General features: G+C 67.9%; 26 protein-coding genes and 1 tRNA gene. 18 read left to right on the top strand and 9 right to left on the bottom strand.

Translation table 11 applies throughout. The features are described 5' to 3' along the window. Positions 1 to 12: 12 nt before the first annotated feature. Both guaA and AC1DXI_RS17000 read left to right on the top strand, forming a co-directional pair. Entirely contained in the window at positions 13 to 1,602 is a 1,590-nt protein-coding gene (guaA, locus tag AC1DXI_RS17005; protein WP_018773748.1) for a glutamine-hydrolyzing GMP synthase, read from the top strand. Positions 1,603 to 1,910: 308 nt separating this feature from the next. Continuing rightward, positions 1,911 to 6,206 carry an AAA family ATPase gene (locus AC1DXI_RS17000; RefSeq protein WP_476939577.1) on the top strand — a complete coding sequence of 1,432 codons (4,296 nt, stop codon included), beginning with the start codon at positions 1,911 to 1,913 and terminating at the stop codon, positions 6,204 to 6,206. Between the two features lie 83 nt (positions 6,207 to 6,289). Here the strand turns inward: AC1DXI_RS17000 and AC1DXI_RS16995 are convergent, their stop codons facing one another. The 3 genes from AC1DXI_RS16995 to AC1DXI_RS16985 form a co-directional block, all read right to left on the bottom strand. After that, positions 6,290 to 7,189, bottom strand: a complete 900-nt coding sequence (locus AC1DXI_RS16995; protein WP_476939576.1) for an RcpC/CpaB family pilus assembly protein — start codon at positions 7,187 to 7,189, stop codon at positions 6,290 to 6,292. Positions 7,190 to 7,342: 153 nt separating this feature from the next. Beyond that, the gene (locus tag AC1DXI_RS16990) at positions 7,343 to 7,597 is read right to left on the bottom strand and encodes an FmdB family zinc ribbon protein (protein WP_476939575.1); all 255 of its coding nucleotides are present in this window, start codon (positions 7,595 to 7,597) and stop codon (positions 7,343 to 7,345) included. A 153-nt stretch (positions 7,598 to 7,750) separates the two neighbouring features. Next, positions 7,751 to 8,386 carry a 5-formyltetrahydrofolate cyclo-ligase gene (locus AC1DXI_RS16985; protein WP_476939574.1) on the bottom strand — a complete coding sequence of 212 codons (636 nt, stop codon included), beginning with the start codon at positions 8,384 to 8,386 and terminating at the stop codon, positions 7,751 to 7,753. A gap of 105 nt (positions 8,387 to 8,491) precedes the next feature. Between AC1DXI_RS16985 and galU the strand changes: the two genes are divergently transcribed. From galU to AC1DXI_RS16950, 7 genes are all read left to right on the top strand, one after another. Then, a complete protein-coding gene (galU, locus tag AC1DXI_RS16980) occupies positions 8,492 to 9,409 on the top strand; it encodes a UTP--glucose-1-phosphate uridylyltransferase GalU (RefSeq protein ID WP_476939573.1) in 918 nt (305 codons plus the stop codon). A gap of 5 nt (positions 9,410 to 9,414) precedes the next feature. Then, positions 9,415 to 10,035, top strand: coding sequence for a GNAT family N-acetyltransferase (locus tag AC1DXI_RS16975; RefSeq protein ID WP_476939572.1), 621 nt, complete (start codon positions 9,415 to 9,417; stop codon positions 10,033 to 10,035). Positions 10,036 to 10,178: 143 nt separating this feature from the next. Next, the gene (locus tag AC1DXI_RS16970) at positions 10,179 to 11,177 is read left to right on the top strand and encodes a hypothetical protein (protein WP_476939625.1); all 999 of its coding nucleotides are present in this window, start codon (positions 10,179 to 10,181) and stop codon (positions 11,175 to 11,177) included. A gap of 245 nt (positions 11,178 to 11,422) precedes the next feature. Continuing rightward, the gene (locus AC1DXI_RS16965; RefSeq protein WP_476939571.1) at positions 11,423 to 11,779 is read left to right on the top strand and encodes a hypothetical protein; all 357 of its coding nucleotides are present in this window, start codon (positions 11,423 to 11,425) and stop codon (positions 11,777 to 11,779) included. Beyond that, positions 11,754 to 12,029: a hypothetical protein gene (locus AC1DXI_RS16960; RefSeq protein ID WP_476939570.1), complete on the top strand. Its 276-nt coding sequence runs from the start codon at positions 11,754 to 11,756 to the stop codon at positions 12,027 to 12,029. The genes AC1DXI_RS16965 and AC1DXI_RS16960 overlap by 26 nt, the downstream gene beginning before the upstream one ends. A 46-nt stretch (positions 12,030 to 12,075) precedes the next feature. Continuing rightward, a tRNA-Ala gene (locus AC1DXI_RS16955) sits at positions 12,076 to 12,148 on the top strand. 135 nt (positions 12,149 to 12,283) lie between these two features. Further along, positions 12,284 to 12,913 (top strand): GNAT family N-acetyltransferase, encoded by a 630-nt coding sequence (locus AC1DXI_RS16950; RefSeq protein WP_476939569.1) that lies wholly within the window; start codon positions 12,284 to 12,286, stop codon positions 12,911 to 12,913. On the opposite strand, the gene AC1DXI_RS16945 is transcribed toward AC1DXI_RS16950, so the two are convergent. After that, positions 12,910 to 13,425, bottom strand: a complete 516-nt coding sequence (locus tag AC1DXI_RS16945) for a hypothetical protein (RefSeq protein ID WP_476939568.1) — start codon at positions 13,423 to 13,425, stop codon at positions 12,910 to 12,912. The two genes, AC1DXI_RS16950 and AC1DXI_RS16945, sit on opposite strands and share 4 nt — an antisense overlap. Positions 13,426 to 13,618: 193 nt before the next feature. Between AC1DXI_RS16945 and AC1DXI_RS16940 the strand changes: the two genes are divergently transcribed. Together AC1DXI_RS16940 and AC1DXI_RS16935 are read left to right on the top strand one after the other, a co-directional pair. Further along, positions 13,619 to 15,040 carry an SPOR domain-containing protein gene (locus AC1DXI_RS16940; protein ID WP_476939567.1) on the top strand — a complete coding sequence of 474 codons (1,422 nt, stop codon included), beginning with the start codon at positions 13,619 to 13,621 and terminating at the stop codon, positions 15,038 to 15,040. A 9-nt stretch (positions 15,041 to 15,049) separates the two neighbouring features. After that, the gene (locus tag AC1DXI_RS16935; RefSeq protein ID WP_476939566.1) at positions 15,050 to 15,292 is read left to right on the top strand and encodes a phosphodiester glycosidase family protein; all 243 of its coding nucleotides are present in this window, start codon (positions 15,050 to 15,052) and stop codon (positions 15,290 to 15,292) included. Positions 15,293 to 15,324: 32 nt separating this feature from the next. Here AC1DXI_RS16935 and AC1DXI_RS16930 read toward each other — a convergent pair whose 3' ends face one another. Next, entirely contained in the window at positions 15,325 to 16,011 is a 687-nt protein-coding gene (locus AC1DXI_RS16930; protein WP_476939565.1) for a glycosyl hydrolase, read from the bottom strand. A gap of 478 nt (positions 16,012 to 16,489) precedes the next feature. Between AC1DXI_RS16930 and AC1DXI_RS16925 the strand changes: the two genes are divergently transcribed. From AC1DXI_RS16925 to AC1DXI_RS16905, 5 genes are all read left to right on the top strand, one after another. Continuing rightward, on the top strand, positions 16,490 to 16,858 hold the full coding sequence (locus AC1DXI_RS16925; RefSeq protein ID WP_476939564.1) for a hypothetical protein: 369 nt from the start codon (positions 16,490 to 16,492) through the stop codon (positions 16,856 to 16,858). Between the two features lie 25 nt (positions 16,859 to 16,883). Then, positions 16,884 to 17,354, top strand: a complete 471-nt coding sequence (locus AC1DXI_RS16920; RefSeq protein ID WP_018773763.1) for a GatB/YqeY domain-containing protein — start codon at positions 16,884 to 16,886, stop codon at positions 17,352 to 17,354. Continuing rightward, positions 17,351 to 18,943, top strand: coding sequence for an ABC-F family ATP-binding cassette domain-containing protein (locus AC1DXI_RS16915; protein WP_026537638.1), 1,593 nt, complete (start codon positions 17,351 to 17,353; stop codon positions 18,941 to 18,943). Before AC1DXI_RS16920 ends, AC1DXI_RS16915 begins: the two co-directional genes overlap by 4 nt. Positions 18,944 to 19,122: 179 nt before the next feature. Further along, positions 19,123 to 19,902: a hypothetical protein gene (locus AC1DXI_RS16910; RefSeq protein WP_476939563.1), complete on the top strand. Its 780-nt coding sequence runs from the start codon at positions 19,123 to 19,125 to the stop codon at positions 19,900 to 19,902. Between the two features lie 157 nt (positions 19,903 to 20,059). Further along, positions 20,060 to 20,383 carry a hypothetical protein gene (locus AC1DXI_RS16905; RefSeq protein ID WP_476939562.1) on the top strand — a complete coding sequence of 108 codons (324 nt, stop codon included), beginning with the start codon at positions 20,060 to 20,062 and terminating at the stop codon, positions 20,381 to 20,383. Here the strand turns inward: AC1DXI_RS16905 and corA are convergent. Next, on the bottom strand, positions 20,380 to 21,375 hold the full coding sequence (gene corA / locus AC1DXI_RS16900; protein ID WP_476939561.1) for a magnesium/cobalt transporter CorA: 996 nt from the start codon (positions 21,373 to 21,375) through the stop codon (positions 20,380 to 20,382). The two genes, AC1DXI_RS16905 and corA, sit on opposite strands and share 4 nt — an antisense overlap. Positions 21,376 to 21,382: 7 nt before the next feature. Beyond that, positions 21,383 to 21,922: an Lrp/AsnC family transcriptional regulator gene (locus AC1DXI_RS16895; RefSeq protein ID WP_026537641.1), complete on the bottom strand. Its 540-nt coding sequence runs from the start codon at positions 21,920 to 21,922 to the stop codon at positions 21,383 to 21,385. A 177-nt stretch (positions 21,923 to 22,099) separates the two neighbouring features. On the opposite strand from AC1DXI_RS16895, the gene AC1DXI_RS16890 reads away from it, so the two are divergent. After that, a complete protein-coding gene (locus tag AC1DXI_RS16890; RefSeq protein ID WP_476939560.1) occupies positions 22,100 to 23,338 on the top strand; it encodes an MFS transporter in 1,239 nt (412 codons plus the stop codon). A gap of 65 nt (positions 23,339 to 23,403) precedes the next feature. On the opposite strand, the gene AC1DXI_RS16885 is transcribed toward AC1DXI_RS16890, so the two are convergent. Further along, on the bottom strand, positions 23,404 to 23,901 hold the full coding sequence (locus tag AC1DXI_RS16885) for an Lrp/AsnC family transcriptional regulator (RefSeq protein ID WP_018773770.1): 498 nt from the start codon (positions 23,899 to 23,901) through the stop codon (positions 23,404 to 23,406). A 133-nt stretch (positions 23,902 to 24,034) separates the two neighbouring features. Here AC1DXI_RS16885 and AC1DXI_RS16880 point away from each other — a divergent pair, with 133 nt between their 5' ends. Beyond that, positions 24,035 to 25,198, top strand: a complete 1,164-nt coding sequence (locus tag AC1DXI_RS16880; protein WP_476939559.1) for a trans-sulfuration enzyme family protein — start codon at positions 24,035 to 24,037, stop codon at positions 25,196 to 25,198. A 16-nt stretch (positions 25,199 to 25,214) separates the two neighbouring features. Here AC1DXI_RS16880 and AC1DXI_RS16875 read toward each other — a convergent pair whose 3' ends face one another. Continuing rightward, the gene (locus tag AC1DXI_RS16875; RefSeq protein WP_476939558.1) at positions 25,215 to 26,537 is read right to left on the bottom strand and encodes an MFS transporter; all 1,323 of its coding nucleotides are present in this window, start codon (positions 26,535 to 26,537) and stop codon (positions 25,215 to 25,217) included. Positions 26,538 to 26,620: the final 83 nt, after the last annotated feature.

The following is a 26,620-nucleotide window of genomic DNA, read 5'->3' as shown; positions in this document are numbered from 1 at the left end:
TAGGCTAGTGGGGTGACTACTCCCACTGCATCCCAGACGTCCCACAGGCCGGTTCTGGTCGTTGACTACGGTGCCCAGTACGCGCAGCTGATTGCCCGCCGCGTCCGGGAAGCGAATGTGTATTCGGAAGTGGTTCCGCATACGTACAGCACCGAGCAGCTGCTGGCCAAGAACCCCGCCGCGATCATCCTCTCGGGCGGCCCCTCGAGCGTCTACGCCGACGGCGCCCCCAGCGTCGGTGCCGACCTCTTCGAGGCCGGCGTCCCGGTCTTCGGTATCTGCTACGGCTTCCAGGCCATGGCCAACGCCCTCGGCGGCAAGGTGGCCCAGACGGGACTGCGCGAATACGGCGCCACCGAGACCACCACCCTCGGCGAGGGCCGCTCCATCCTGGCCGGCATGCCCCAGCACCAGAGCACTTGGATGAGCCACGGCGACTCCGTCCACGAAGCCCCCGAGGGCTTTGAGGTCCTGGCGACGACGGCGGGCGCCGACGTCGCGGCGTTCGCCAATGAGGACAAGCGCCTCTACGGCGTCCAGTGGCACCCCGAGGTCAAGCACTCGGCCTACGGCCAGCAGGTCCTGGAGAACTTCCTCTTCAAGGGCGCCGGGCTGGAACCGAACTGGACCACCGGCAACATCCTCGAAGAACAGGTCCAGCGGATCCGTGACCAGATCGGCGACGCCCGGGTCATCTGCGGGCTCTCCGGCGGTGTCGACTCGGCAGTGGCCGCTGCCCTGGTCCAGCGCGCCGTCGGTGACCAGCTGACCTGCGTCTTCGTGGACCACGGGCTGTTGCGCGAGGGCGAAGCCGAGCAGGTCGAACGTGACTTCGTGGCCGCCACCGGCGTCAAGCTCTACGTCGCCAACGAACAGGAGCGCTTCCTGAGCGCCCTTGCCGGCGTCAGCGATCCCGAGACCAAACGCAAGATCATCGGCCGCGAATTCATCCGCGCCTTCGAGGAAGCCGAACTGGCGATCATCGCCGAGGCAGCGGCTCACGGCGAGAAGATCAAGTTCCTCGTCCAGGGCACCCTGTACCCCGACGTCGTCGAATCCGGCGGCGGCGAAGGTGCGGCCAACATCAAGAGCCACCACAATGTGGGCGGGCTTCCCGAGGACCTGCAGTTTGAACTGGTTGAACCGTTGCGTGCCCTGTTCAAGGACGAGGTCCGCGCGGTCGGTGCCCAGCTCGGCCTGCCGCAGGAAATCGTCGGTCGCCAGCCCTTCCCCGGCCCGGGCCTCGGCATCCGGATCGTCGGCGATGTCACCAAGGAACGCCTGGACCTGCTCCGCAAGGCCGACGCGATCGCCCGCGCCGAGCTGACCGCGGCCGGACTGGATGACGAAGTGTGGCAGATGCCCGTGGTGCTGCTGGCGGACGTCCGCAGCGTGGGCGTCCAGGGCGACGGCCGCACTTACGGACACCCGATTGTCCTGCGCCCCGTGTCCTCCGAGGACGCCATGACCGCCGACTGGTCGCGGCTGCCCTACGAGCTCCTGGCCCGGATATCAAACCGGATCACCAACGAAGTGGACGGCGTCAACCGCGTGGTGCTGGATGTGACCAGCAAGCCGCCGGGAACCATCGAGTGGGAATAGCAATCTGAATGGCCGGCCTTTCGAGGCCGGCCATTTCATTTTGTTCCTGACAATGTTTCTGACAATTCAGCCTGAATTTCGCACCGCCCAGTGTTGCGGCCCCGCACCTGCGGGGGATTCGGGCTACCCTCGAAAGCATGCCGGTATGGTCCAAGGCGTCCCGCGCGAGCCTGGCAACCGCGAGCACACAAGATGCGGCCAGGGAAAGCGCGGACGCAACACAGACGAGCGTTGATACGACGAACGCGCCAGAGTCGAGCCCGCCGCGGTCCGGCACAGAGAAGTCGAGCACAGAAAAGAAGGCAGCAGTGTCAGTTGGTCAAGGCCACCCCGAGGGCTCCGAGGAGTTCAGGAAATGGCTGTCGGGGCTCAAGCCCGTCACCGGTGCAGATACCATGCTGCGCTTCACGAAGACGCCCGAAGGCTCAATTGACCTGACTCATGCCCATCCCTCGGGGCTTGCGCAGCTGATGGCAGGGCGGCGCACCCGGCTCTCGACCCTGATCCGCGACCGACAGCAGTACGTTGTTGCGGCCAGGGCATCGCGCAACCTGCGCTCCAAGATCTTCGAACTCGCCAATGACCGCGGCATCGACGCGGGGTATTTCTCCGCCGGCACGGTCGTATGGACGTCCGCCGTCGGCGGTAAGCCGCAACGGATCTCGGCCCCGGTCATGCTCACCGCCATCTCCCTCACGGTGCGCCCCGGCGAGGACGACTACGAACTGCAGCTCACCGAACAGGCGCAGATCAACCCGGCGCTGGTCCGGCACCTCAAAACGGTCCACGGGATCGTTTTCGACGTCAACGCGGTGACGCGGATGGCGTACAGCACGGCACGGTACGACCCGCAGCCCGTCCTGGACCGCCTGGGCACCCTGGTCCAGCCGATTCACGGCGCGGAGGTCGAACACAACCTGCTCGTCTCCACTTTCGCCGACCTCTCCGGCAACCTCGATGATCCATGGATCAACCAGAACAACCCCCTTGTCACCGCGCTGGCACGGTCCGGTTCCGGCGAACTGGTCGACGTGCCTGCGCTGGAACCCGGCCGCTTCCCCAGCACGGACGACCGGGACCCCGCCGAGGAGCTTCTGCTGCTCGACGCCGACACGGACCAGCAGTATGTGATCGACGCCGTCCGGGCGGGCGACTCGCTGGTGGTCAGCAGCCCGCCGGGCACCGGCCAGACCCAGACCGTCATCAACACCATCGGCGCCCTCGTGGACGAGGGCAAGTCCGTCCTGGTGGTTGGCGACCGGCGGGCCAGCCTCGCCGAGATCTCCGGGCAGCTGGACGGCCTCGGCCTGGACTCGGTCCTCTTGCAGCTCACCGGCAACGCCAGCCCGCTGCAGCTCAAGGGCCAGCTGGTCCGGGCGATCGTCCGCAACGAGAAGTCGCTGCAGCCGCAACTGACCAACCTGCACGCCACACTCACCGGGCACCGCCACGCCCTGATGGACCACGTGGCCTCCCTGCACAACGTCCGGGCGCGCTGGGGCTGCTCGCCGTATGAGGCCATGCAGTCGCTGGCAGAGCTGACCTCCATCCAGCCGGCACCGGCGACGACCGTCCGGCTCAAGCGCAGCGTGCTGGACAACATCCGGGACCGCGAGGAGCTCGCGGGCCGGCTCCGCCGCGCCTCCGAGCTCGGCAGCTTCAGCCGCGCGTCGACCACCAGCCCCTGGCACGGCGCGCGCCTGCTGACCCGCAAGGAGACGCAGGAAGCGCAGGGCGTTGCCCAGTCCGTGGCGGAAAAACTGCCGTTGCTGCGCGGGCGCATGGATGCCGTGGCGGAACACGCAGAGATCCGGCTCGGCCGGACCTTCGCCGAATGGGGCGAGCAGATTGACCTTCTCGTGGCCGTCCGCGAAAGCCTGGACAAGTTCACTCCCGACATCTTTGACCGGCCCGTGCACGACCTGATCTCGGCCACGGCGTCTTCCGCCTGGCGCAGGGAACGCGGGATCGAAATGCCATCCATGCAGCGCTCACGCCTGCGCAGGGTGGCCAAGGAATATGTCCGGCCCGGCGTGCACATCGCGGACCTGCACAGCTCCCTGGTCCTCGTCCAGGAACAGCGCGCCGCCTGGTCCGGCTACGCGACCACGCAGCGGCACCCGGCCGTGCCGTCCGGGCTGGCTGAAATCACCGGCCTCTACCGGGAGCTCGCAGCGGAACTGGCTGAACTCGGCCTGGCGGTCAAGCACACCGCCGCCGGCGGCGAGCTGGACCGCGCACCCTACGACGAACTCCTGCCCCGGGTGCGGCGGCTCGTCGCCGACACCGCGACCCTTGAAACCCTTCCGGAGCGCACTCTGCTCGTCGAGAGCATGCGTGAGCACGGCCTGGGCGAGCTCCTCGCCGACCTTGCCGAGCGCGAGGTCCCGGAAGGTTCGGTGACCGCCGAACTCGAGCTGGCCTGGTGGCAGTCGGCCCTCGAAGCCATGATCAGCGGCGACGACTACCTCGCCATGTCCGACGGCGACGCCCTGCGCCAGCTTGAGGCGGAGTACCGTCTGGCGGACAACGCCCATATCGCCAGCGGCGCCGCCCGGCTGCGGTGGAACCTGTCCGAGCGCTGGCGCACGGCCATCGCAGCCTACCCCCGCCAGGCCGAGCTGTTGCGCAGCCTTCTGAAGGACGGCCGGGTGACCCTGGCAGCCCTGAGCGGCCAGGCGCAGGAGCTGCTGCCCACACTGGTACCTGTGTGGTCCGTCAGCCCGTACCTCATGACGGGCCTCCTGCCGATCGAGCAGACCTTCGATGCCGTCGTGATCCTCGACGCCGAGACGACCTCGTTGCAGGCCGTCCTCCCGGCGATCGCCCGGTCCCGGCAGGTCATCGCGTTCGGCGACGAACAAATCGCCAGCCCGCGGACCTTTACCGTGGGCGTCGAACGGCTCGCCGCGGGGGAGAGCTCCTACCAAAGCGTTGAGAGCTCGTACCGGGCACTCGCTGCCGTGCTTCCGGTCTGGAACCTGAGGACCGTGTACCGTGCGGTCGATGAAGACCTGGTGCGCCAGCTCAGCAAGGGTTTTTACGGCGGGGAACTCACCCGCCTCCCGGAGGGGCAATCCGCCACGGGCCTTGACCGCACCCTCAGCGTGGAGTACCTCCCCGACGGCACGGGGCTGCCCAGCGCTGACCACGACGGCGTCGAATCGGTTGTTGCCGAGGTCAACCGTGCCGTGGAGCTGGTCTTCGAGCACGCCCGGCTCCGCCCCCGCACGTCGCTGGCCGTGGTGACCGGCAGCCTCCGCCATGCCGCCCGGATCGGCGAGGCCATTAGGGCCCAACTGCCCAACTACCCCATGCTCGGCAGCTTTTTCACGGCGGGGGATGAGTCCTTCCGCGTGGTGGATCTGGAACGCGCCCAGGGCCTGGTCCGCGACCACGTCATTTTTTCCCCGGGCTACGGCCGCACCCCGCACGGGCGCACCCTCCACAGCCTCGGGCCGCTTTCCGCCGACGGGGGCCGCGCAAAATTCGCCCTGGCGATGACGCGTGCGCGCCGGTCCCTGCACGTGCTCAGTTGCTTCCGCCCCGAAGACCTCGATGTCAGCCGCCTCAGCCACGGCGCCGTGGACTTCTACGAACTCCTGGACCGTGAGATCGCGGGCAACACGGATCTTGGCAGCCCCGCCTCCCGGGCCGCGGCCAGCGAGCAGGCGCTCGGCGCCGATCCGCTGGTGGCCGACCTGGGCGACCGGCTCCGGGCACGCGGGGCACGCGTGTGGCACCAGTACGACGGCGTCCTGAACATGGTGGCGGCCGCCGATCCGATGACCACAATCGGCCAGGACGATGCGGAGATTCCCCGTCCGGTCGCGATCGAGTCCGATGGCACCGGCCACTACCGGCGGATGAGCGTCCGGGAACGGAGCAGGCTCCGGCCGCAACTCCTGGAGAGGCTTGGCTGGCGGTACATGCCACTATGGACCATAGAGGTCTTCACCGACCCCTCAGCCTGCGCCGACCGGATTGGCGGCTACCTCGGGTTGGAGAAGCCCGCCGCGTCCAGCCGGATGCGGACATCGCACGGGTTCTTCGACGACGGCATCGAGCACCTGGCGATCGACGAGGCGCGGGCCGCCGAGTACCACGTGGCGGCCGAACCCGCGGGACAGGTATTCCGCGGCCACGAAACTGCCGGCCAGGAACTCCGCCGGCAGGCACCAGCATCAGCAATGACAGGCAATACAGGCAGTAAGGAGGCCGGCGGCATGAATGCGGACGGCAACACCGCGAACATCGACGACACCGGCAACACCGGCGACACGGGCAACACCGGCGACACGGGCAACACCGGCGACCACGAAGCCGCCGCAACCAACGACGCGGCGGGGGCCGCGGCCGCCACCGCTGGGCCGACGACCGCCGGGCCACAGCCCGGCGCATCGACCGGCGCGTCGACCGGCAACGGGCCGGACCAGGACGCCGCGAAGGGGACTTCCCGCCGTTCCGAGGCACAGGCCACCGTGGCCGAGGGTGTGCTGCCGAACAAGGCGGCGGAAGACGACCCCCGGCGCTGGGGTGACCAGCCTGATAATTACGATCACGACGCCTGGCTCCAAGAACAGAAGCCACCGCACTGGGGCTGACGCAGCCGCCCGCAGCAGAGCCTGCGGGCGCAGCCGGCGTCGACCCGAGCCAAGTGCCCGGACACCCTGGCCCAGCGGGAACGCTAGCCCGGCGGTGACGCCACGAGCACGAAAAACAGCTTGCCCTGGGTAGACGCGCCCGCCAGTCTGCGTGCCTGGTCGGCCGGTGCCGCCACCACCACCAGCCCGTCAGTCTCCGCAGCGGCGGGCCAAGGGCCGGCCTTGCCGCCCTGCGCCGAGGTCCAGAGCACCGGTACGGCTTCGGCCAGGACTTGGCTTTCGCCGGGTTGTTCCGTGCCGTTGCCGCCGGTGAGCACCACGTTGACGAGCTGCCCGGGGGAGACGAGCTGGATGGAGGCCGGATCTGCCATCCTCAGCGGCACGGCCGCAGAGCCGGCCGGGCTTCCGGCGAGCAAGCCCGGCCCAAGGATCTGGGCGTCCGTGAGGAGCTGGCCCTGGCGCAGCGGTGCGGCCAGCTGTTTGCCCTCGAATGCGGTCTCGCTGCCCGGGTTGCCGGCAGGCACGAGGCCGGGCGGCACGCTGATCCTGCTGACATCGCCGGGTTCCAGGGTCTTGCCGGCCGGCAGATCGGCCGCTGCGGCGAAGGCTGCGACCGTGTCAGCGGGCGGGGGAGCCAGCTGCTGAACCGTCAGACCGGCGGGAATGCAGAACAGGAGGGCCGCGATAAAGCGCCGGTTCCTGCTCAGCCAGCCGCGCAAGCGGCGCCGCGAGGGGTGGCCACGGGGCGGATGCCTGCGGGGTTGCTCCGGACCGAACCGGCTCCGGAACGGACGGCCGGCGGCGGAAGACGTGGCGGGAGGAGGGCTGACGGGGCGGATCCCGGTGCGGGACCAGCGGCCGGAGGCCACTTCGGGCATTGCGACGCGGAACGGCCTGAACGAAGGCGTGGAAGAGGGCCCGGATGCCGCCGGGGCAGCCGTCGGGAACGAAGGCAGGGATACCGCGCTGAGGAAAAGTGTCATGCCGCCACGCTACGGATCCGCCCAGGGCGGCAGGAGCTGCGGAGCGTCCTATGTGGACAACGGCCACAGCGGACAGGGACCAGCGGTTCAGGCAGTGCCCAGGCTCAGCCGGCCGTGGCCCAGCCGGCAGCAGGCGCCAACCCGGCAGATGCCCTAGCTGGCCGCGGCGGCGGCGGGTGCGGGGGTGGCCGCGGGAGCAGCAGGAGCCGGAGAGACCGTGCTGCCCTTGGCGTCGCGCGAATCGGTCCTGTAGAAGCCGGAGCCCTTGAACACTACGCCGACGCTGTTGAACTTCTTGCGCAGCGTGCCCTGGCACTCGGGGCAGGACGTCAAGGAGTTGTCGCTGAACGACTGCACGATCTCGAAGGCGTGGCTGCAGTCCTTGCAGGCGTATGCATACGTGGGCACTGGAAATCCTCCTCAGGGGCAAACGAGCAGGTCCCGTGCTGTCGAGTCCGGATGGCCGCCGATATGTCTATCGGCCGGTTCCGTCCTTAGCAGTCGCAGGGCCTGAGTGCCAATTCTATCACCTTGGCAGGAACCGGATCAGTCGGGCCGGGATCAGCCGAGCCGGATGATCCCGCCCGGGGTCAGCGCCGTGTCGACTTTCCGGTCGAACGACTCCGCCGGAATGCTGCCCGCGGGCAGCACCTCCGTGTCATACACGACGGCGGCAGTCGGCAACGCGACACCGTCGAACGCCCCGCCGGGCGCCCCGCCGGACGCGGAGGACATGGCGGCCAGGGCGGCAAGAAACTTGTCGTAGTAGCCGCCGCCTTGTCCGATTCGGTTGCCCGAGAAATCCACCGCCGTGGCCGGGAGGAAGATGGCGGTGGCGTCCCGCATGACGTCGGTGCCGTGGCGCTCTCCGACTGGCTCCTGGATGGGGGCGTAACGGCTGCGGACAAACCCGGACAGGGGAGTCCAGTACACCCAGCTGAGCTCGATTTCGGGTTCGCAAACCGGCAGCAGCACCCGGTGCCCGGCATCGACCAGGGCCGTCAGCAGTGGCATTGTGGGCGGTTCGGCGCCCACCCCGAGGTACGCCGCGAAGGTGCCCTGGCGGCCGCTGGCCAGCCCGGAGGCCCACTGGAGCCCATGGCTGGCTATGCCCGCCGCGGCGGCATCCTGCGCGGCCGGCGGGAGCGCGGAACGGGCCGCCCTGTGGCCGGAGCGTATTTCCTCTTTTGACGCCATATTGGCCCTTCCTCGGCCTCTTGCGGCCGCGCTGCACCGGGCAGGCCCGGCGGGCGGTTCGCACAATGATTACGCAATGATTCGTCCCTCCGTTAGATTAGTCGTGTGAATACACCTATCGCTTCCGTCCGCAAGGCCGTAATCCCCGCCGCAGGCCTTGGTACCAGGTTTCTCCCCGCCACGAAGGCCATGCCCAAGGAAATGCTGCCTGTCGTTGACAAGCCGGCCATCCAGTACGTCGTCGAGGAGGCCGTGAATGTCGGCCTGAATGATATCCTGATGATCACTGGCCGCAGCAAGCGGGCGTTGGAGGACCACTTCGACCGCGTCCCCGCGCTGGAGTCCACCCTGAAGGCTAAGGGCGACACGGCGAAGCTCGAGTCCATCCAGGCCGCCAGCAACCTCGGCGACATCCACTACGTCCGCCAGGGCGATCCCATGGGCCTCGGCCACGCGGTCCTCCGAGCCAAGCAGCACGTCGGGCAGGAGCCGTTCGCCGTCCTCCTCGGAGATGACCTCATTGACGCACGCGATGAGCTCCTCAGCACCATGATCGAGGTCCAGGCCAAGACCGGCGGGTCGGTGGTCGCTCTGATCGAGGTGGACCCGTCCCAGATCAGTGCCTACGGCTGCGCCGACGTCGAGGCAATTGGTGGTGAGGACTACGTCCGCATCAATCAGCTCGTGGAGAAGCCCGATGTCGCGGACGCCCCGTCCAACCTGGCGGTGATTGGCCGCTATGTGTTGCACCCGGCCGTCTTTGAAGTGCTGGAGCGCACCGCGCCCGGCCGCGGCGGGGAAATCCAGCTCACGGACGCCCTGCAGGAACTCTCTGCCGGCACCGGCGAAGGCTACGGCGTGTACGGCGTCATCTTCCGCGGCCGCCGCTACGACACCGGCGACAAGCTCAGCTACCTCAAGGCCTGTGTCCAGCTCGCCTGCGACAGTGAGGACCTCGGCCCGGGCCTGCGCGAATGGCTGCCCGGCTTCGCGTCCAGCCTGGCCCCCAGCCTCGCCAAATAACTCCCGTGGGGGGCAGCTTCACCTGGCCGGTGACCCTGGAGAGCGGCGACATCGTGTTGCGCCCGATCCGGTACCGGGACCGCAAGGAGTGGACAGCACTCAGGTCCCGCAACTGCGAGTGGCTGGCCCCCTGGGAGGCATCGAACCCGGTACCCGGCGGCGGCCTGCCGGACTACCGGCAGATGGTGCGTTCGCTCAAGGCCCAGGCCGCGCAGGCCGCGGCCCTGCCCTTCGTGATCGCGGAATGGACACCCGGCCATCAGGCACCGGTGATCGTGGGGCAGCTGACGGTGTCCTCGATCGTATGGGGATCGGCCATGATGGCAACGCTTGGCTATTGGGTTGACAAGGAACGGGCCGGCCGGGGGATCGCCCCCACCGCGGTGGCCATGGCGACGGACTATTGCTTCGGCGCCCTTGGCCTGCACCGCATGGAGATCAACATCAGGCCGGAGAACGCGCCGAGCCTGCGCGTGGTGGAGAAACTCGGGTTTCGCGACGAGGGATTCCGGCCCAGGTTCCTGCACATCAACGGTGAATGGGCGGACCACCGGACTTTCGCGCTCACGGCGGAAGAAGTACCGGAAGGCCTCCTCGCGCGGTGGCTGAGAACCCGCCAGTCCTGAAGCCCGCGACAGCCGCCTGACCAGCCACGACGCCCCGACGTCGGCCAGTCCCGGCCGCGCGCGCGACACACCCCTGACAATGCGGGGCAGCACCCCATATACCTCATACGGTTTTGAGTGTGGACTTCCCTCTTAGCAGCTCTGTGATCCTTGTCATTGCTGTTGCGCTCTGGATCGTGTGGGTGGCGCCTTACGTTCTCCGGAACGGACGCCACCAGCTGCAGCCTGCAGGCGAATTCCTGGCGGACGTCATTGACATGGAACCAGCAGATCCACAGGCGGGGAAGGTTATGAAAATGGCGGCGCAGCAGGAGAAACCCATGATCAGCACTCAACGCGCAGAACCGTCCGGCGGCACACCTGGGCCTGGGGCGGGCAAAGCGGCGACTCCTCGGGTTAGCCCAATTGCTGCGGCGGGCTCCCCGGTGTTCCGGATTCGTTGGGGGCGCCTGGTGCTGGCGGTAGCCGGGCTCCTGGCTCTCCTCACGGCAGTGGTGTCCGGAGCCCTCCGACTTTTCGGCATCGGTTCAGGCTGGCTGCCGTTGACCGCCCTCCTGGGCGCCGTCGCCTCAGTGGCGCTGCTTCGCCGCCTTGCCGTCCGCGATCGCCGGCGGAAGATGAACGCTGCGTTCCGTGCAGCCATGGCCAGCCCGGAACGCACTCTTGCGCGGCCGTCCGCACCTGAACAGACCCCCTCCATTCCCGCCGGCCGCCCCGGCGCCCGGCCGGAAAGCCCGCTCTTCGACGCCGAAGCGGGCCGCGACACGCCCGAGCCCGCGCCGAAGCCGCTGACCGCACTGGAACTCCGCCAGGCCGCCCTCGCCGAAGCCGTCGCCTCGGGTGATGCCTCGGCGGCTGTGGCCGCCGGCACGGGTGCAGTAGCGGAGGGCACGAGCTGGGAGCCCGTCGAGGTTCCCAAGCCCACCTACGTCGAAGCCCCGAAGGCCGAACGTGCAGCCCCGATGCCCCTCGACCTTCCCGAGGCGCCGAAGGCCGTAGGGAAACCGTCCCTCAAGCAGGCCTCAGCGCGGCCGGCAGTGTCCGATCCGCAGACCGCCGAGGATTCCGAAACCAAGCAGCTCAGCAAAGCCCAGAGCGCCTTGAGCAACCTGGATGATGTCCTCCAGCGGCGCCGCGCCTGATCCGGCACGTCCTTGCAGAGATTACTCCGGGCAGCCAGCGATGGCGGCCCGGGGTTTTTCATGTCCCCGCAGCGGCGGCGGACTTCGCTACGCCGGGCCGTCGACGCCGGGCACTCCGTGGCCGTGCTCAGCCGCAACCCGCCAGCGGCCGGCGCCGCCGGCAACATCCGGGGCGCGGAATACTTACGCGCGCGGATGTCACGACGGGCGAGGGGATCGCGGCCGCCCTGGCCGGCGCCGACGTCGTGATTGACTGCCTGGAGGGACGCGCCGGGAAGGCACGCAAGAATTTCGCCGACGGCGGCGCGCGGCTTCTGGCCGCCGCCCAGGACGCGGTAATGGCCAGGGCCGTCCTGCTATCCATCGTGAACTGCGATCGCAGCACCTCCTCCTTCTACCGGTCGAAGGCTGCCCAAGAACACGCCTACGAGCTGTCCGGACTCGAGACCGTGGTGGTCTGTGCCACCCAGATCCACTCACTGCTCGCGATGATGTTCGGCGCCGGCGCGAAGCTGCGGATCATCCCCGTGGACAGAGACGCCGGTTCCAATGGCGGGCCCGCCGGCCGACGCAGCCGTGGCGTTGCTGGAGACCGCCCTTGAACCGGCACCTGTTCCAGCGGCGGGTCCGCGGCACCGGGTACTGAACCTCGGCGGCCCGGAATCCAAAGACATGGCCGATTTTGCCCGGGAATGGCAGCGGGCCACGGGCGCAAAGTGTCAACTCGTGCGTCTGCCGCTGCCCGGCGCGATGGGCCGCTACCCGCGCAAGGCGTTGAACCTGGTGCCGGACGCGCGACACGGCACCGAGACTTTCCGGGGCTGGCTGGAAAACAGCGCAGATAGTTTGTAGCCTAGGGACACCGGCAACGCCGTTCCGTCAGGACCGGCGTTGCTTCGGGGCTATAGCTCAGTTGGTAGAGCGCTTCGTTCGCATCGAAGAGGTCAGGAGTTCGAATCTCCTTAGCTCCACAGATTTCAAGGTTTTTCGAACCTTTGAGTGCGTGAATGAGTACGGGAAAAGACATTGCCGGCCGCCGGGGGCGTCCCTGCTCGGTTCCAGGGCGATGCGATGGTGCGTACTAATGCCCGCCGAAGAGGAGCAACATGGCAGCCACAGGGATCGGGACCCGGCCGGCGTCGAACGTCACCCTGCACGTCGGGGCACCAGGGTCCGCCGTGGCCAGCGAAGCAGCCGCCCTCCTCAACGAGTCCCTCGGCTCCGGTTTTGTCCAGCCATCAGCTCTGGCGGAACTGACAGCCGAGGGCGGGGGAGTCCTCATCCGCGCCCGCGGCAGGGACGGTGAGCTCCTGGGCGCGGGGACCGCCCGCGTCCTGGACCGGGCGTCCCACGCCGTACTGCAGGACCGCCTGCGCCTTCCCGGGGTCGACGCCGGCCTGGGCGGGCGCCGGGTCGGGGAGCTGAAGTCCATTGTCGTCGCGCCCGCAGGCAGGGGGATGGGTGTCGGCTCGACCGTGCTCGCGGCCTGCCTGGACTTTCTGAAGGCCCGCGGCTGCCACGACGTCGTCTCGGCGTCCTGGGTCTCGGCCGATCCACAGCACTCTTCCCTGGGGATGCTGGAGCGGGCCGGCTTTGCGCAGATGGCCACGATCCCCGCCTTCTGGGCGGACGACCAGAGGGCGGTCGGCTACCTCTGCCCCCTGTGCGGCGCCGGGTGCGTCTGCGCGGCCGTCGTCATGGTGCTCCCACTCATGGACAGGGCCAACCGCGGCTAAGGCGCTTCCTTGGCCAGGCCCGCGGTGCCGGGAGGCGTTGTGCGGCCGAGCCGCTCGTCGAGTCTGACGCGCAGTCTGGCGGCAGTGACCTGAACCCGGTGCTGTGAGACGGCCGCAGAGCCGGAAACCTGCGCAGAGACGTGCTGCCCGCTGCCGGTACTCTCCTCGGCACCGTTAACGGACTCCCACGCGATGTCCAGGAGCTCGAGCTCCTCGTTGCGGGCCAACTCGCTGCGGGCGAGCACATCCAGCGCAGCCAGCCCCAGGGCCTTGCTGTCCCGGTCCTCATCCAGGGCACGGTCCAGCGCCCACTGGGTCCGTTTCCACCACTCCGCCCGGTCGTCGGCGACGGCCTTCTGCCGCAGCGTCCGCCAGGCCATGAACGCTCCCACGGCTGCAGCAACGAGTACCGCAACCGGGGCAAGCGCGGCAACGATCTGCCACCACTCGGCCGGACCTGGCGGGAGGAGGACTTCAACCGGAACCGGAGACGGGGCAGGCGTTGGTGGCATGCGACCAGCCGAAGCCGCGGTCCGGACAGTGGCAGGCGGCAAGGCGGGCGCGGTGCGGCGCGCGCGGCGTGGTTCGGTGCTCCCGACCGGTCACCGCGGCATCGGTAAACGTATTGCAAAGGTTCGGCCAACAGGTGCCCAACCCGGCGTGAAACAGGCGGAATCGGCCTGGCGGCTTGTCTACGGTGGACGGATGAAAGCCTCCCTGCAGCACCGCGGTGCCCTGACCGGCGGCCTTGTTCTCGCCGTCTGTTCAGCGCTCCTCAGCCCCGTCGGCCCGACTTATGCGGACGGCAGCCAGAAAGGTGACACCGGAGCGGCCCAGGGCGCCCACCTCGACCTTGGCCCCGCCGACCTGCCCGAAAACCGGACGGTGACTGCCCTCGCCCCGGGCGTTACCCGGACAAAGATTAGCCGCGGCGGAGCAGACCCGTCATTGTTCTGGACAGCCGAAGTGGCCATACCCTCGGATTCACCGGATCCTGACGCACCAGCCTCGGCACTCTCCAGCCAGGCCACCGCGCAGCACATCGCCGACAAACTCAATGCGGCAGGGGTCGATGCCCGCGTCGAACATGTCCAGTCCCCGCAGCTGGCCGACGCCGGCGGAGATCTGGGGTACCGGGTCCGTGCCGGTCACCTCGCCGCCAAGGCCGATGGCAACCCGGTGGTCGCGCAGATCAAGGCGGCCGGGTTTGCCTCCTCCGTGATCTATACGGGTTGGGACGGCGACGCCGGCGACAGCACGAACACTCGCGGGCCCTGGAACCTGGAGGTCATCACCATCGATCCCAAGACCTTCACGGGCCGGCTCGCCGGCTCCTTCGGCCCGGACCTGGAAAAGCCGGAGACCACCAGCCAGCTCGCTACTGACGCCAGCGCCATCGCCGCCGTCAACGCGGGCTACTTCGTCTTCGACCCGGCAGCCGGCGCCGAAGGTGACCCCGCCGGGGTCGGCGTCTACGGCGGCAAGACCCTCAGCGAACCAGTCGCGGACCGCCCGGCCCTGGTCATCGACGGCAAGAAGAACAGCACCAGCATTCAGCGGCTGACCTGGGCCGGTTCCGTCTCCTCCGCTTCCGGTTCGGCGGCTCTGGACGGCATTGACCGGGTGCCGGGCCTGATCCGCAACTGCGGCGGAGCCAACGGCCTGCCCACCCCGCTCGCCCTTCACGACGTCACCTGCACAAACGCAAACGAACTCGTGGCCTTCACGCCTGAATTCGGGCCATCCACCCCGGCCGGTCCGGGCCTTGAGGTGGCGGTGGACAGCCACGACACCGTCACCGCAATTGCCGGGACACGCGGCACTGCCGTTCCTGCCGGCGGACGCACCGTCCAGGCAACCGGGACCAACGTCGCACGGCTGCGGACAATGGCCACGGTGGGCGCCAAGCTGAAAATCAACACCGGTCTGCTCGACCAGGACGAAAGGTCCTTCTCCACGGACAGGGACACCACCGTCGTCAACGGCGGCCCGCTGCTGGTCAAGAACGGCAAGGCAGAGGTCACCGCCAGGCGTGACGGCATGGTCCACCCCAATGACGGGAACAGCTTCTACTACGGCTGGGTCCACAAGCGAAACCCGCGGACTTTCGCCGGCACCGATGCCTAGGGGAGAACCATGCTGGTGACAGCCGATGGACGCTCGACGGCCTCACTGGGCCTAAGCCTGAAGGAAGAGGCCGACGTCGCCGCGTCCCTTGGCATGGTCCAGGCGATTAACCTGGACGGTGGCGGTTCCACAACAGCAGTTGCCGGAGGAGCTGTTCTGAATATCCCCTCGGGCGGCGCGGAACGTCCCGTCGGTGACGCACTCCTCGTGCTTCCCACCCGAAAGGATGGGCCGAACAGCACGGACAAGTAGCGGCGGGTCTCACTCCGACTCTTGACGGGAAGTCATAGCGAAGCGTACAGCCGGCCGAGTGAGGTCAGCCGGCCGTTCGTTTGATAGAGGGCTGACGGGCCCATGGCGGGGTCACTGGGTTCCCTGGCTTTCCACGCAAACCGTTCGACGAAGGGCATCACTCGCATGCCGGCGACCGCAACCTGCATGAAGTAGGCGGTCTCGCGGGTCGTGTACCGGGAGGGGCGTGCCGGGGTTGCCTGCCAGTCCGCAACCCCAAATTCGGTAACCCAGACCGGCCTGCCATACCGGTGATGCAGGTACCAGACTCTTGCGAGGAAACTCTCTGGGTTCGGCGAGCCGTAGTGATGCATCGTCATGAAGTCGATGCGGAGGTTCGCCTGCCGCGCCCTGGCCATGAAGTGGTCCAGCCACGGGCTCATGACACCGACCGTGGCCGGCGAACCCAGACGCAGGCCGGTGGATTGAAGGTGGGGCCACAACCGGATGGCCTCATCGACGGACATGCTGGCCTGGCCTGGGTGGTCCGGTTCGTTGAAAGCGAGGAGGTGTTTGGTCCTCGTCTGGGGAAGTTGCCTGGCCACGTCGCCAAGGGCGTCCTTTCCGAGCAAAGCATTCGCGCTCCACACCATCGGGACAAAGGCCGGGTTGGTCGTGACGGTATACGCGGATCCCCAGGAGTAGTACCAGCTGGCGTTGAGACTCCGGATTTGTCTCAATGCAAGCGCATCATCTCCGCCGTGGGCTGCGCCTTTGAGAGCCCGGCGGGCAGAGGTGGCCGTACGGGCAAGGGATGGTGTGGAGGGGGCCGGAACCGGCCCAAGGGGTCTGGCAGCGGAACTGGCCCCGGCCTCAGCCAGGCCAGCCGCCATTGCAGTGAGAAAAGTCCGGCGATCCATGGATTCCTTCTTCCGAAGCGAAGCGGGCCGATACCAATCCTCAACCAGATGTGACGAGAGTCACGCTACGCCAGTCTCTCGCCATTTGGAACAGCCGCAACGTGTCGCATTACCGGCGACCCCGGGTGCGGGGCAAAAAGAGTTTTCATGAGATGGTGTGAACCTGCGTGATCGGCGCCGTGGCCGCGCCGGCGCAGCAATCCGCGCGGCAAAGACAAACGTGCAATCCAGCGGCAAGGCAGCCGAATCCAGTGCAGGCATCCCAAATAGACATCCAGTGCAGACAAGGCCACCACCGATGAAGAACACCACCGCGATCGCCCTGGCCCTGCTCTCTGTTCTGCTGACCGCGGCCTGCTCCGCCTCACCGAATCCCGAGCCGTCCGCCGGGACCCCTACGGCAGGCCTGCCGGCGTCGCTGCCCAAGCCTGATCAGGCCCAGCAGGAAGCGCTCCTGGCCTCGCTCGCCAAGATCAACCCCCGCCTGTCAGACGACCAAGCAGTCGACAAGGCCCGCCGCCTGTGCGGCCGCCTGGTGGGGCAATCGACGGCGGACCAGCTCATCGCTGCCGCAAAGACGGAGTTCAGCGGGGACGTCCCTGCCCTCTCGGACGAGGACGCTCAGCGGATCATCTCGGCGATCGGGGCCAACGGGTTCTGCCGCTAGCCTTGTTAACAACACGAGGAGAACTATGACCACCCTGAAAGAACGCCTGCACGCCGACGTCGTGAGCCACATGAAGGACCGCAACAAGGTTGCCCTGACCACCGTGCGCAACGTCCTGGGCGAGATCGAAACCCGGGAGAAATCGGGCAAGACGCCAATCGTGCTGGACGACGCACAGGTGACCGCACTCCTGCAAAAGGAAGCCGCCAAGCGCCGCGACACGGCCCGCATCTACACCGAGGCCGGTGAAGCCGAGCGTGCCGCCGCCGAGATCGCCGAGGCCGAGGTGATCGAGGCCTACCTGCCCAAGCCACTCACCGCAGCGGAAGTCGAGACGATCGTGGACGAGGCCATCGCGGCGCTCAAGGCCGACGGCGTCGAGCTCTCCATGCGTCAGCTGGGGGCAGTGATGAAGCCCGTCACCGCCACGGTGGCCGGACGTTTTGACGGCAAGGCCGTCAGCGAAATCGTCCGCAACCGTCTCGCGCAGCAGTGAGCCTGATCCGGCTGCACGACGTCAGCGTCCGCTTTGACAACACACAGATCCTCCGCGAGGCGTTCTTCCGTCTGGAGCCCGGGGACCGGGTGGGCCTGATCGGCAAAAACGGCTCCGGTAAGACGTCCATCCTCAAGCTCATCCTGGACCAGGTCTCCCCGGACGCGGGAACGGTCACTGTGGAGCAGGGAACCCGGGTGGGGTACTTCTCCCAGTTTTCCGAGCTCGACGGCGAGGCAACCATCCTTGAGGTCCTTGACGGACTGTTCGTCGAGATCAAAGCTGCCGAGGCAGAGCTGGCGGCCATCGACACCGCTATTGCCGCGGACCCCGCCGGCGCCGAGCTGGACCGGCTGATCCGGCGCCAGGCCGAGCTCTTCGAGGACATGGACCGCCTCGACGGGTGGGATTACAAGCGGCGCATCGACACAGTCCTGACCACGCTGGGGTTCAGCGACGCCCACCGCACGTGCGCGATTGACGAACTCTCCGGCGGGTGGCGCAACCGCGCCGCCCTGGCCAAGATCCTGCTGGAGGGTCCGGACGTCTTGCTGCTCGATGAACCCACCAACTACCTCGACGTGGCCGGCGTCGAATGGCTCGAAAACTGGTTCCGCGACTACCGCGGCGCCGCGATCATCGTCTCGCACGACAGGAAGTTCCTCGATGCGGTAGTCACCCGGATCATCGAAGTGGAAAACTTCCACCTGCACGAATACCCGGGAAACTTCGCCGAGTACGTGGTCCAGAAGCAGTTCCGGCTCAAAACGCTTGAGGCGCAGTTCGTCCATGAGTCCGAGCTCCTGGCCTTTGAAGCGGAGGGCATCGCCGACCGCCGCGAGGCCGCCAAGGCCGCCAGCCGCGGGTTGGGGAACCAGCTGGCCAAGATCAAGAAAGCGCGGACACCCCGTCCGGTGGACCAGATCGTCACCGAGATCTACGGCGGGCTGCACGTGAAGGATGTCCTCTGCCGGGTCGAAGGGCTGGGCAAGTCCTACGGCGACAAGGTCTTGTTCGAGGACCTGAGCTTCGAGATCCGCCGCGGCAACAGGATTGTGGTCCTGGGCTCCAACGGCAGCGGCAAGTCCACGCTGCTGAAAGTGCTGACCGGGGAGGAACCGACTGATTCCGGTGAAGTGGTCTGGGCGAAGGGGCCGGGTTTTGTTTCCTACAACAAAATGCTGGAAGAGCTCGACGACGCCGACACCGTCTCGCACGCGGTCAACGCGCTGCCGGACAGCCTGGCCTTCAGCGCCACGAAAAAGTCCGTCAACAGGTTTCTCGCCATGTTCCAGTTCTCCGAGGCCGACCTCAAACAGAAGATCGGAAACCTTTCCGGCGGACAGAAAGCCCGCGTCGCCATGGCCCAGTGCCTGCTGTCCGGGGCCTCGGTGCTGCTGCTGGATGAGCCCACCAACCACCTGGACATGTCCAGCACCCAGGTCATGGAGCGGGCACTGCTCCACTTCCCCGGGGCCGTCGTCGTGGTCAGCCACGACCGCTTCTTCAGCGAGAAAGTCGCCAACCGGCACCTGGTCTTCGGCAGCGACGGAGCCGAACCCGGCGAGGTCGACGTGCGCGCCGCCTAGATGTACTGAGCAGGGACGTTGTTGACATGTAAGGCTCAGGGTTTGATCAGCATTGGCTCAGGATGTGGCCTAAACGGCTGAAGTGCCGACCAGTGTTCGGTTGCGGGCGGTAATGTGGCGCTGGCTGCCGACCGGGGGGGACGGCAGCGGTCTCATAACCGCTTTGAAAGGAAACTCCCGTGGCAGGAATCATCGGCTGGATCAGTGCGCTGGGCACTACCGGCAAGGCAGTAGTAGTCGCCTCCGTCGTCATCACTGGCGGCGCCGGCGCGGCGGCCGCCACCGCGACCACCAATCTCCCGGCTGACCCGGCGTCGACCACGACGGCGACGGACACAGCAACCTCTGAACCGGCCGACTCGTCCGATCCGGCTGACTCGGTCGATCCGGACGAGTCGGCCGATCCGGCCGAGTCGGAGACGCCGGGAGTGGACGACCAGGAAGCCGCTGATCACGAATCGTCCGAACCCGGCGAATCGTCTGAATACGGCGAACCGGTTGAGTCGGACGATCAGGGCGCCGAAGATCAGGGCGCCGAAGAGGGCACGGACGCGGCCGCCGATGATCAAGGCACGGATGACCAGGACGCGGACGATCAGGGCGCCGAAGACGGCACGGACGTGCGGGAGCCTGCTGCCCCCGCTCCGGCCCCGGAAGCCCCCGCAGCACCGGCACCCGTTGCCCCGGAGTCCCCGGCACCTGCAGAAGATGATTCGCAGGACTCCGCCGACGCGCCGGAAGCCGACGGGTCCCACGTATCGAACGGCAATAGCGTTGGGGCACACCAGAACGCCGCTGAACACCGCGCCGCCGGCCAGGCCAATGCCGCTGAACACCGTGCCGCGCCGGCCGGGCGCGGAAGCGAACACACCGGCGAGTCCGACGAGCACAGCAAGTCCAACGAGCACGGCGACTCGCGCGAGCACGGCGACTCGCGCGGGCATGGCCACAACGAGTAGCCGACAGGTCTGCAAAATGACGGGGCCGGGACTACTGGTCCGGGCCCCGTCGTCGTGACAGCACGAAATGTGACGGCACGAAAGTTTTCCACCGCGAAAAACTCACATCGGATCGGTCCCAGCGGCGCGATGATCCGGTCCGCGGGATAATGGAAACATGACCAATCAGCAGCAGGACCGCGACCCGTGGGAGGAGTTCGACAAACTCCAGCCCGCCGGTCCGGACCGGGTTGCCGGCTACCCCGGCGGGGAACCGCAGGGCTTCGGCTTCCGCACGGGCGTCCGCAGTGCCCGGGTTGCCCTCGGCTTTGCCGTTTACTCCCTCGTGCTGGGAAGCATCCTGGTCCTCACCGGGGCCATCGTCTTTATCGGCAGCGGGAGGTGGCTGCTGCTCGGGTTCATGGTGCTGATCGAGGTCGGCTTTATCCTGGCGTTCCGCCGGCTCATAGCCCAGGTCCGGAACCGGCGCGCCTCCGGCTAGAGCCAGCCCTTCTTCTTGAAAATTACGTACATGAGTCCCGCCGTGCCGGCCATGAGAGCGATTGCCATCGGGTAGCCAAGCGTCCAGTGCAGCTCCGGCATGTTGTCGAAGTTCATGCCATACAGTCCGGCCACAAATGTCGGCGCGAAGAAGATCGCGGCCCACGAGGAGATCTTCTTGACCTGCTCGTTTTGTTCCGCACTGGCCTCGTTCTGGCGGTTGGCGGTCAGGGTTCCGTCCAGGGTGAGCGCATTCTGGAGCAGGTCACGGAACGAATCGGCGCGGGAGATCAGCCGCTCCACGTGGTCCTCGACGTCGCGCAGGCTGTGCTGCAGTTCCGTATCCACCCGGTACTTCTCGAAGCCCCGCCGGAGCTGTTGCATCATGGCCGGGAGCGGGTGGATGGCGCGCTGGAAATGGATGACTTCGCGGGCGAGCTCGTAGATCCGCCGGGACACCAGGGGGTCGCCGCTGAAGAGCTGGTCCTCGATCTCGTCGATGTCGTTTTCCAGCCCGGCCACCACGGGACCGTAGTCATCCACCACCTGGTCCATAAGTGCGTACAGGACGGCCTCGGGCCCGTGGCGCAGCAGATCGGGCCGGCCCTCCATCCGGTGCCGGACCTTGCCCACGACTTTCGTCTCGGCGTGCCTGACAGTGACCACGAAGTTGCGCCCCGTGAAGACGTGGAGTTCGCCGAATTCCACGGTCTCGGTCTCGTCCAGGTACCGGGCAGGCCGGAGCACGGTGAACAGGTTGTCGTCGTAGCGTTCCAGTTTGGGGCGCTGGTGGGCAGAGATCGCGTCCTCCACCGCCAGCCCGTGCAGGTTGAATTCGGCCGCCACGGCCGCCATTTCCTCAGAGGTCGGCCGGTACAGGCCGATCCAGGCCATTCCCCCGTGCTCGGTCAGGGTCTCGAAAGTCTGCTCGAGGTTCCGCGGCTCGGCGCTGCGGATGCCGTCAACGTAGACGGCGTTGTCGATGATAGTCACCGGGACATTATCCTTTGTTCACCTGGAATTCGGCGGAGCCGGCCCGCCGCGACGCGGACCGGCCGGGCGTCAGCGCGCTGCCTTGCGCGAGCCGGCTGATCAGCGGCTCCGTCCGGTAGGGGATATGGGTGTGTAGCGCCAGGACGGTCTCGGTGCGGATGACTCCCTTGACCCGAAGGATCGACCGGAGGGCCGCCTGGAGATTGTGCGTATCCGTCGCCACCACCCGGCACCAGACGTCGCCGCGCCCCGAGATCTCATGGACTTCCAGGACCTGGGCGATCAGCCGCAGGGCCCCTACGACGCCGTCGAGCTCCCGGTGGTTGACCTCGATCGTCACGAACGCGACGACGTCGTACCCTACCGCCTCCAGATCGATTTCACGGCCGCCGTCGTGCAGGACGCCCGAGCGCAGCATGCGCCGCACGCGCGACTGGGCGGTGTTCCGGGCGATGCCCAAGGCGTCGCTGAGCTCGCCGATCTGGATCCGCGGATCCCGGATCAGCTCCAGCAGGATCTTCAGGTCGGTAGGGTCCAGACTGTTCAAATCATCACTCCGGTTCACTTCAACAGCCCGAGAATGACTGTTATGCTCAATTTTGGCACAGATTTTGGCTATGAAGATCACTGGTATTGCATTCTGTACCTACCAATCTTTCAACCGGGCCGGGCGGTTCCCCCACAACAGGGAAAGCCTGGTCCTGCATTTTGCAAGGGCACGGCCATGACTGTCTTCAGCGAACTCCGCATGCGCCCGGCTACAGCTGACCGCTGGGGCTGGGACGCCTCCACCACCGCACGACTCGTGATGGCCGGAGTCGTGATCTTCACGTTGCTCGTCGGCGCCAATCTTGCGACGCCGCTGTACCCTCTGCTGCAGGCAAAACTCGGAATCACGGCGCTGGATGTCACGGTGGCGTTCTCGGCCTACGTCCTGGCGCTGGTGGCCACCCTCGTCCTGGCCGGCCACTGGTCCGACCACATCGGCCGCCGCGCCGCACTCGTGCTGGCAGTCCTGGTGGGCCTGGCCGGCGGCTTTGTCTTCGCCACCGCGGGCAGCCTCGTGGCGCTCTCCGCCGGGCGCGCCCTGCAGGGCGTCGCCGTGGCGCTCGCCACCGGGGCCAGCTCGGCTGCCCTGCGCGAGCTGCTGCCCAGCCGGCCGGAGTGGGCCTCGCGGTTCACGCTCCTGGCCTCGGCCGGAGGCGTGGCGGCCGGCCCCGCAATCGGCGGAATGCTTTCCCTCCTGCCGGGGCCGACGTCGACGCCGTACTACCTGCACTCCATCGTCCTCGCCGCCGTACTGGTGCCCCTCTACCTGCTCAAGGCGCGTCCCGCCATCAGCCTGCACGCCGGTCCCCAGACCCTGCGTGTCCTGGCGCCGCGGCGGCCTTCGGTCTCCAGCGACGCGCGCGGCGCCTTCTGGCTGGCCTCCTCCGTGGGCTTCCTGAGCTTCACCGTTTTTGGCTTCTGCCTCTCGCTCGCACCCGGCTATTTCGCCCAGATTGTCCACGCCGATTCGCGGCCGCTGATCGGCCTGCTGGCAGGGCTGACGCTGGGCTCCTCAGCCCTGAGCCAGCTGCTGGCCATCCGGGGACGGTTTGCCGTGTCCGCCGGCCTGGCCGTCCTGGGCGTCTCCGTCCTGCTGATCGCCGCGGCCGCCGCCTGGAGCAGCCCGTGGCTGCTGATTCTGGCCAGCATCACTGCCGGCGTGGGGCAGGGCGTGGCCTTCCGGACCGTGTTCAACGACGTTGCCGGCAGGGTGGAAGCCGCCCGGCACGCCCAGATCATCAGCACCGTCTATGTCATCACGTACCTTGGCAGCGCCTTCCCGGTGATCGGGTTGGGGCTCGCGGCGGGGATCGTCGGGCTGCAGAGCGCCGTCGCCGGCTTCGTCACGGTGTGCGCCGCCGCCGCGCTGACGCTGGCGGCCGTTACGCTGCGGAGCGCACTGCACCGGGTCTAAGTGCGCCGGCGGGTCTGGGGCGCCGGGACCAAGTGCGCCGAGACCAACTGCACCGGCCGGGCCCGCTAGGGCAGCGGGCCGTGGTTGCCCTGGATGTGGTCGAAGACCAGCGTGGTTTCGGTGTGGCCCACCACGGGGTCGGTGGCCAGATTGTCCAGAACCCAGTCCCGGAGGTCCTCGGTGGTGGCGACGGCGATGTGCAGCAGATAGTCCACTGACCCGGACGTGTGGAAGGTCGAGAGCACTGCCGGCAGTTTGGGCACCCGGGCAGTGAAGCGGTCGATCTGCTCGCGGTCATGGGCGCGGAGCCTGACCGCAATGAGGGCCTGGACCGAACGCCCGATCGCGGACAGGCTCAGGTTGGCCTCGAAGCCTTCGATGATGCCGCGCTCGGACAGGGCGCGGGTGCGCATCAGCGCGGTCGACGGCGCGATCCCCACGAGCTCTGCCAGCTGTTTGTTCGAGATGCGGGCGTCCGCGACGAGGGCAGCGAGCAGGCGCTCGTCGATCGCGTCCAGCGGCTCGCTGGCTCCCGGCCGAACATTCTTCGCAGTGCTGCTCACGGATCCTCCTAGTAGTGTTCTCCGTTCATCATAAACGGCGTTATCCGACAGTTCCATTCAGAACGCCTACAAAAGCGCGAATTATTGCCAGATACTTGCGGAATTCAATGGTGAATATTCGTAAGGAGCTAGGGTGCTTTCTCAAGATTCATTGGCGGTCCACGCAGGCCGAAGCGGGCTCACGGAACTGGGCGTCCACGCGGTGCCTATCGATCTGTCCACAACGGCGCCCCTGCCGTCCGTGCACGACGGAGGCCTTGCCTACGAGCACATGGCCACCGGCGGCTCACATGTGGAGGGTCAAAGCACGGTCTACCAGCGGCTGTGGAACCCCACGGTGGCACGCTTCGAAGACGGCGTCGCTGTCCTGGAAGGCACGCCCGAGTCTGTCGCCTTTGCCACCGGCATGGCGGCGCTGAGCGCCGTGCTCCTGGCGGTTGTGGCCGCGGGCAAAAAGCACGTCGTCGCCGTCCGTCCGCTCTACGGCGGCAGCGACTACCTTTTGGCCTCCGGCGTCCTGGGCAACGAGGTCACCTTCACGACGCCGGAGGGCGTCGGCGCCGCCCTGCGCCCGGACACCGGCCTGGTGATCCTGGAGACGCCGGCCAACCCGACCCTCGAGCTGGTGGACATCGCCCGCGTGGCCGCCGCCGCCGACGGCGTGCCGCTCCTGGTGGACAACACCTTCGCCAGCCCGGTGCTGCAGCAACCCTTCAAGCACGGCGCGGCCATGGTGTTGCACAGTGCCACGAAGTTCCTGGGCGGCCACGGGGACGCCATGGGCGGCGTGGTGGCCGCCGGCTCTGAATGGGCGGTGCGGCTACGCCAGATCCGGGCCGTGACCGGCGGCATCCTGACCCCGTGGCCGGCCTACCTGCTGCACCGCGGCCTGGCAACCCTCCCGGTCCGGGTCCGCGCCCAGCAGGCCAGCGCCGAAAAAGTCGCGGTTGCCCTGGCAGGGCACGGGCTCGTGAGGCGGGTCTACTATCCGGGACTGGCCGAATGCGACCCGCAGGGCCTCGTGGGCACGCAGATGTCCGGGCCGGGATCGCTCATGGCCTTCGAGCTCGCCAGCGCCGAGCACGCCGAGCGGATCCCGGCCGCCGTCGGCATGATCACCCACGCCGTCTCCCTCGGCGGCATCGATACCCTCATCCAGCACCCGGCCGGCCTGACCCACCGGCCGGTCGAAGCGACGGCCAAGCCGCACGCGAACCTGCTGCGGATCTCGGTGGGGCTGGAGGACCCGGCCGATATCGTCGCCGACCTCGTTCAGGCGATCGAGGCAACGCAGTAGCCCGCGGGCCCGACGCCTAGCCCGATGCTGTGACCCGGCCGCCGGCGGCTGTTGTTGCCGGCGCCGGCGCGGGCGCTGGCGCGGGATGCGCGACGGCGGTGATTGCCGCCGTCGCGCCGGCCAGTCCGATGACCGTCAGGGCAAGGGCCGTCCAGCCGAGCCGCTGGAAGATCAGGCCGCCGGCCCAGCCAAGCACGCTGGAGCCGAGGTAGTAGGCAAGGTTGTACAGCGAGGCGGCCTGAGCCCGGCCCGTCGTGGCGATCAGCCCGGTCCAGCCGGATCCGATGCTGTGTGCCGCGAAGAAGCCGCCCGTGAACAGCAGCAATCCCACCAGGATCGCGGCCAGCTGTTCCGTGAGCGTCAGGGCCAGGCCGCCTGCCATCAGTGCGGTGCCGGCGATCAGGACGGTGCGCCGGCCGAACCGCGACGTCAGCCCCGCTGCCCAGCGCGCCGAGACGGTTCCGGAGAGGTAGGCCAGGAAGATCAGGCTGATCGCGGTGGCGGGCAGGCTGAACGGTGCCCCCGAGAGACGGAATCCGAGGTAGTTGTAGACGGCCACGAAACCGCCCATGAGCAGGAACGCCTGGACGTACAGGGCCAGCAGCCGGGGATTGCGGCCATGGCCGGCCAGCGTGCGCAGGGCACCGCGGAAGCCGCCCGCGGCCGCGGCGCTGAAGCCCTGGGCCCGCGGCACGAGAACGAGGAACAGGACTGCCGCTCCGGTGGCGAGAACGGAGACGGCCAGGGCCGCGGCCCGCCAGCCCCACAGTTCGCCCGCAGGCCCGGCCACCAGCCGGCCGGCCAGGCCGCCCAGGGTGGTCCCGGCGACATAGCTCCCGGCGGCAAGGGCGGCATGGGCCTTGTTGACCTCCTCGTTGAGGTAAGCGATCGCGATCGCCGGGATGCCGCCGAGGGCCATCCCCTCCAGCATCCGCAGGCACAGCAGCACGGGGAAGCTGGGGGCCAACGGGACCAGCAGGCCCAGGACGGTGGCCGCGGAGATGCCCCACATCATCGCCCGGACCCGGCCGATCCGGTCGGCCAGGAAGGACCACGGGAGCACCGTCAGGGCCAGTCCCACCGTCGCCAGGGAAATCGTCAGCGCGGCCTCGGCAGCCGAGACGCGAAGATCCGCCGCCAGGAGCGGGAGCACCGCCTGGGTGGAGTAGAGCTGGGCGAAGGTTGCGACGCCGGCAAAGGCAAGCCCGGCGAGGATCCGGCGGTAGGCCGTGGAGCCCTGCGGATGGCCAGCCCATGCGGCAGCGTTAGCTGCAGGATCAGCTGCGGGCCGGGCTGCGGGGCGTCGGCCGGTGCCGGAGGGTGCGGAAGAGCGTGGCATGCTTTCAGGCTAAAGCCTGCACGAGGGATGCTTCCAATGCATGATTTCCATAGAATAGATAGCAAATATGGATCAGTGCCGGG

It is taken from the genome of Arthrobacter sp. P1_H7, assembly GCF_056405215.1.
This window is presented reverse-complemented; position numbering and strand designations above follow the sequence as displayed.